Source organism: Paenibacillus plantarum (assembly GCF_013141695.1).
In the GTDB taxonomy this organism is placed as follows: Bacteria; Bacillota; Bacilli; order Paenibacillales; family NBRC-103111; genus Paenibacillus_E; species Paenibacillus_E plantarum.
The window spans coordinates 1-6,408 of sequence record NZ_WHNY01000030.1; the positions used below are offsets into that span (position 1 = coordinate 1).

Consider the following 6,408-nt stretch of genomic DNA (forward strand, 5'->3'; position numbering starts at 1 on the left):
CCATCCCTAAGTACACTATTGTCTTGATTTGAGTAAGATGGTTTCGAATTTCTGGATGATTTTCACTTTTGACGACAGCAATAGCGCATTGTACCAAAAGCGGCTTGATGTAGCACCCAGCCTTCGACACTCTTATTGACTTTTTCATGCCGGCACTCTCATTGTTGGTGGGAGTATGCCAAAGATCACAAATGCTTGGCTGTCGGGAACACGTCCATATTAACACCGATCTCGGAAACCACGACTATGGCGGAAAATAGGTTTTTTCATAGACGGAACAGTCAAGATTAAATTCAGTTCCTCGGTGTAGTACTCGTCAGGAGAAAGGATAATAGATTCCAGAGAGGGTTTGCGGGATTCGAAATCCTCGAAGTGCCTTTTGATCACCATTATTTTCCCAGCCTGCTCCGGGGTCATGAATCCTTGAGTGGCGAGTTCCAATTCAAACAGCTTCTTCTTCAAGGAGTTGTGGATAAGGGACTCCAAATCCAAGGAGGTATTCGGCGGATCGTCGAGAAGCGTATCAATGATGTTCATAGAGCTTTTGCCAAAGGTGTTCGAAACCACATTTGCGAGTTGGATATTGGAAACGGTTAAGCTGTTCTGAAGTCGATTTTTCTAACTCGACGAAAAGTTGGTCAGCATAAAGCTATTGCGCATCAAGTCCCAGAGCTAGCGAATACGCAGTGGGGGCATAAAACTTCCAGCAAAAAGGTCATTCTTAAACAAATCGGCAATACATTCCGCATCTTTATTGTCCGTTTTTTAGCCGCGGATTGCTTTAACGTACTACGGATGTGCGAGTGTGATGTTCTAGGACTACTCAAGAACATTGAACACAGGAAATTCCCAGGGATTGATTGCCCAGCGATAAACGAGAATTGATTATACGGGTTGAGACTGCGTGCACGAGGACACACTTATTTGTACTTGGAAAGGTAATACACATTAAACTATGCGTCGTCCCGTCAATGGGACAACCCACTCACCTCCGCGTAATTTGTAGTTTACCAGTATCCCTTTATTTAGGATATAAAAATTTCTCAAAGCGCACAACGATTTTATACCGTTTTGTGCCTTGAGCGAAGCGAAAGGAAAGGATATAACTATGAATAATAGAATAAAAATTATAAGTGGATGTCTTAGACATATAGCATGTACACAAAATCTGAATAATGATGAAGAGGAATACAGAATTAATGTGATAGAGCCAACCAAAAGAATTGCGGAAATGTACGAATCTATAATAAAAACTAATACTGAACCCACCGAGGAGCACATCGAGCAAGTATTAGAGCATCTTATATCAATATTTAAAACGAAGATGGTACCAGAAAATGAACAAGTTGAACGGTTAGAATCTTTGTTTTTCGACGCAGTCAACGATGAAGTCGTTGCAAAAATTTATTCAAATCTTAATAAATCGAGGAATTATTCGATTGTTTAAAGTGAGGAACGCATATGTTGGAATTAAATCTCAATGAGTCAATATTATATGAGATAACAACAGAATCTTCAAAAGATATAGCTATTATTGGTATAGACGTACGGCTGCCTATGGCTGATAACATCGACGAGTTTTGGGAAAACTTGATTCACAAGAAGGATTGTTTAGGTGACTTTCCATATAGCAGAAAAAGAGACGTAGAAAAATATCTTCGATACCGTGATCAAACGGTTAGAAAAGTACATTATGCAAATGGAGGTTATCTAAAGGAAATTGATAAGTTTGATAATGATTTTTTTAAAATTTCAAATAAAGAAGCAAGTTTAATGGACCCGCACCAGCGTATTTTTTTGGAATCTGCTTGGAAAGCTATTGAGGATTCAGGGTATGGTTGTAATAAATTAGTTGGAAGCAACACAGGCGTTTATGTTGGATTTACTCCGAGAGGGGAGTATAGAAGATTTATAGGAGAAGTTGAGCCAGACTCATTAGCCCTCTCAGAAGCAGGTAATCTAAGCTCGATTGTTGCAAGCCGAATCTCTTACATATTAGATTTACGTGGTCCAAGCATGATCGTAAATACAGAGTGTTCATCTTCATTAGTTGCCGTACATCTAGCATGCCGAAGTCTAAGAAATGGAGAATGTGATTTGGCTATAGCTGGTGGAGTTAGGCTTTCATTTTCACCAATAGTAACCGATCAAAAATTAGGTATTGAATCACATCTAGGAAAGGTCTGTACTTTCGATGACGACTCTGATGGTGCTGTGTTTGGTGAAGGAAGTGTCGCTCTCATCCTCAAACCTTTACATAAGGCTGTAAATGATAGAGATCATATCTATGCGGTTATCAAAGGCAGTGCAGTAAATCAGGATGGAGCTTCGGTTGGTATTACTGCTCCGAATTTATTAGCCCAGGAAGATGTAATTGTAGATGCATGGAAAGATGCAAATGTATCACCAGAATCGGTTACTTATATCGAAGCCCATGGTACGGGTACGAAATTAGGCGATCCAATCGAAGTAAATGCAATTAACAGAGCATTTCAAAGATATACAGATAAAAAGCAATTGTGCGGAATTGGCTCAGTAAAGACCAACATCGCCCATTTAGATAACGTTGCAGGGATTGCGTCTTTGGTTAAAGTGGTACTGGCACTGAAAAACAAAAAAATACCACCAACAATTCATTTTAATAAACCAAATCGGCAAATAAACTTTGAGAATTCCGCTGTTTACATCAATGATCGCCTAAGAGATTGGGATATTGAAGAATGGCCTAGGAGAGCAGGAGTCAGCTCTTTTGGCCTTAGTGGAACGAATTGCCATGTTATTCTAGAAGAGGCACCTCAAAAGTGTGTACATCAAACAAATCGCTTTTTTAACGGTATATTTACAGTTTCAGCAACAAAAAAAGAAGTATGTATCAGCATAGTAAGAGCTATGAGAGATTATTTGAGATCAAACAGCGAAATGGATATTGGGGATATTTGCTATACATCAAACACTGGTAGAGGACACTATAATTACAGAATTGCTATAATTACGGATTCCAGTGAAAACTTATTGAGAACGTTAGAAAAGATCTGTAATCAAGGGATCGAACATATACAAGACTCGAATATTTGGTTCGGGGAACATTACGTTACTTCTAATAATAAATCCGATTTGAGCCCTAATGAAATATATGAACATCAGCGTAAAGAACTCAGTAAAGAAGCTAATCAGTATATTTATGAGTATATTCAAAATAGTGGGTTGCAACTAAACGATAAGATGGCAAACATGTGTAAGCTGTATATTCAAGGTGCTGATCTTGATTGGGAGAAGCTCTTTCATACTGGTGATTACAACAGAGTAAGTTTACCTACTTACTTATTCGAAGCGAAAAGATGTTGGCTTTCTATCCCCGAGCGATCAAAAACAAGAAATACTAGTGAAATACAAGTAAAAGGGGAATCCTATGATCACCCTCTACTGGATCAACTTGCAATAAAGTCTATGTCTCAAGACATTTATCTTACGAATTTTAATGTTTCAAAGCACTGGGTACTGAAGGAACATAACATCATGGGTAAATATTTATTACCAGGTACCGCTTATCTTGAAATGTTAACAGAACTAGGATTCGTATACTTTAAAGGTGTAGTAGAATTCCGTAATGTGATTTTCCTTAATTCTTTAGTAGTGGATGAATCGGAAACTAAGGAAATACAAACTATTATTACAAAAAACAAAGACTACCTCATGTTTACCATTGCCGGTAAATCAGAGGTAAAAAGCGGTGAGGACTGGATTGTCTATTGCCAAGGAGAACTACATGAAATGCAAAGTGGTAAATTTGAAAACAAGTTTGATATTCATGCCTACCGTTCAACATGTACTCAAGAAATTACTATCCAAAAGACCCGGGATGGTCTGGAAGATGGTAAAGCTTTTAATTTCGGACCAAGATGGACTGACGTTACAAAAGCAATCTATGTAGGAGAAGAAGAAGTATTTGCAGAGCTTGAATTACCTAGAGTGTTTTCCGGTGATCTAGAAGAATATTTTTTACACCCATCCATGCTTGATATGGCAGTTAATGTTATCACTCAAAGTACGGGAAATGGAATATTTCTTCCTTTTTCTTATGAGTCTTTTAAAGTCTTCGGACCAATTGAATGCTGTTTATACAGTTACGTAAAAAGAATGAGCACGTCTAAAAATTTAGAGACAATGTCTTTTAATATTGAATTGTTTAACGGTCGAGAAGAACGAATCGCTGAAATAACCAATCTTACAGTAAAAAGAGTGAATCAAAAAGCTACGGATGTCCAAAAAGCCCCCTGTTATTTTATAGATTACGAAATGGATGCATACAACAATAGAAAACCATTCTATACCAAGGAGAGTGTACTCGTCTTTTGTGATCAAAGTCGGAGTTCTAAAGGAATTCTTAATGGTTTAATGGATTCAGGAAGAAGAGTCATTCAGGTAAGTATAGGAAAGAGTTATGAAAGAGTAAAAGAAGATGTTTATACGATCAGAAATCTACAAGAAGATTATGATCGAATTTTTGAGGAACTTAAAGTTGTTCATATCGGACAGATTGCACATCTATTGTCTGCAAGTTACTCCGAGGAAAACAATCATATTGAGGGGTTAAACAACGCCATAGACATGAGTGTCCTCAGCATATTTAAGATTTCTAAATCAATCATAAACTTACAAATCAGCGATAATATCGATCTAATCGCATTGGTCGATAAAGTCAATTTAGTTACGAGTGAACAGACTACTGTGAATGCTCATTTTGCCCCATTATTTGGCATGTGCAAAGTTATTAACAAGGAATTTAGCAATCTGAAATGTAGAGTTCTTGATATTGATGAATTCAGCGATAAAGCTACCATTGTAGCGGAGATTAATGCTGAATATGATAATTTTTACATTGCAATCCGTAATAATAAGAAGTTCCTTGAAGTATTTAAAGAAACTCAAATAAACGAGAAGAACGATTTTAAATCCATAATCAAGGAAAATGGAACCTATGTTCTAACCGGTGGTACAGGAGGATTGGGTATCCAATTTGCTAAGGTTCTTAGTAAAACCAAAAAGGTCAATATCGTTCTTATTGGTCGTAAGGAGTGGAAGGAGGTCGTTTTTGACTCAATTGGCTTTGAGGAGATTAGGAAGTTTGGAACAACTGTAAGCTACTATAGTGGGGACGTTGCGGATATCCATGAAATGTCGAAAATACTGAAAGAAGTTCGCCAAATATATGGAAGAATTAATGGTATTATTCATATGGCTGGTGTAGCAGGAAATGGGTATATCGTAAATAAGACTTTAGAAAACTTCAAAGAAGTCCTATCACCCAAAGTAAATGGTACCTTGCTGCTATACAGACTTACTGAAAGTGATAACTTAGATTTCTTTGTTAACTTCTCGTCCATTTCTTCGGTTATTGGATACGCTGGACAAAGTGACTATGTTGCTGCTAACTCTTATCTAGATTCTTTATCCGGTTATGGAAAGTTAAAGAATCAAAAAGTTAAGACTATCAATTGGGCACCATGGAAGGAATACGGTATGGCCGTTGATTATGGTTTAAAAGATAATGGCATATTTAAAATGTTATCGACACATGAAGCAATCGATGCGTTCAAACGTGTAATGTGTTCAGATGAGCATAACGTAATTATAGGAAATCTAAATATAGATTCGATTGTGACTGCTATTGACCAAATTCCTTTTAAACTCTCTGAAGAAATAAGTAGTATGCTGGAATCACGAACAGCGAGTGGGGGTAGACAACCTTCTCAATACAAAGAGAATGTATCCGTAGCCATTAAGGGTAGGGCAAAGGCGAACTACAGTAAATCTGAAGCAGTACTAGCGAAAATCTGGGGCAGAGTATTGGGAACAACTAATGTAGACGTGTATGCCAACTTTATGGAAATAGGTGGGGACTCCATACTCGCTGTTGAGTTGCTAAAAGAAATTGAAAAAGAGTATCCGAGTTTAGTTAGTGTATCAGATGTCTTTTCTTATTCGAGCATCGCTGAAATGGCAAAATTCATTGATGACAAGATTTCGCCAGAGAATAAGACAAAAGATAAGCTAGCCGTCAAAGGCAAAGTTATGAAGTTAAATAATATATTAGACATTCTGGATCAATTGGAAAAGGGAAGTATTTCGATTAATGATGCAGAGGAAATTCTTAAGTAATAGTGCGATTGCTAGATAAACACTAAACGACGAATAGATTAAATCGATAAAGTTATAAGTTATAGAAAGTGGGGGGGGTTGAGCTTGAAGTTAGCAAGAAATTATATATTGGAACAAGTCTTAGCAGGATCTTTAACGAAAGAAAAAGCTGCAAAAATGCTGATGGATGTAAACGATACCGTTTCGAAAAAGAGTCGAGAAGTCGCTATAATCGGGATGGCTGCAAAGTTCCCTAAAGCAAAAGATATC

The 6,408-nt window shown here is 37.3% G+C and carries 2 protein-coding genes; one reads left to right on the top strand and one right to left on the bottom strand.

The window, feature by feature from the left end; all coding sequences use genetic code 11:
* Nucleotides 1-219 precede the first annotated feature (219 nt).
* Complete coding sequence (locus GC096_RS38680; protein WP_246302677.1) at nt 220-537, bottom strand: hypothetical protein; 318 nt, start codon at nt 535-537, stop codon at nt 220-222.
* A gap of 924 nt (nt 538-1,461) precedes the next feature.
* Here GC096_RS38680 and GC096_RS10040 point away from each other — a divergent pair.
* Nucleotides 1,462-6,159: a type I polyketide synthase gene (locus tag GC096_RS10040; protein ID WP_171630111.1), complete on the top strand. Its 4,698-nt coding sequence runs from the start codon at nt 1,462-1,464 to the stop codon at nt 6,157-6,159.
* The last annotated feature ends 249 nt before the right edge of the window (nt 6,160-6,408 follow it).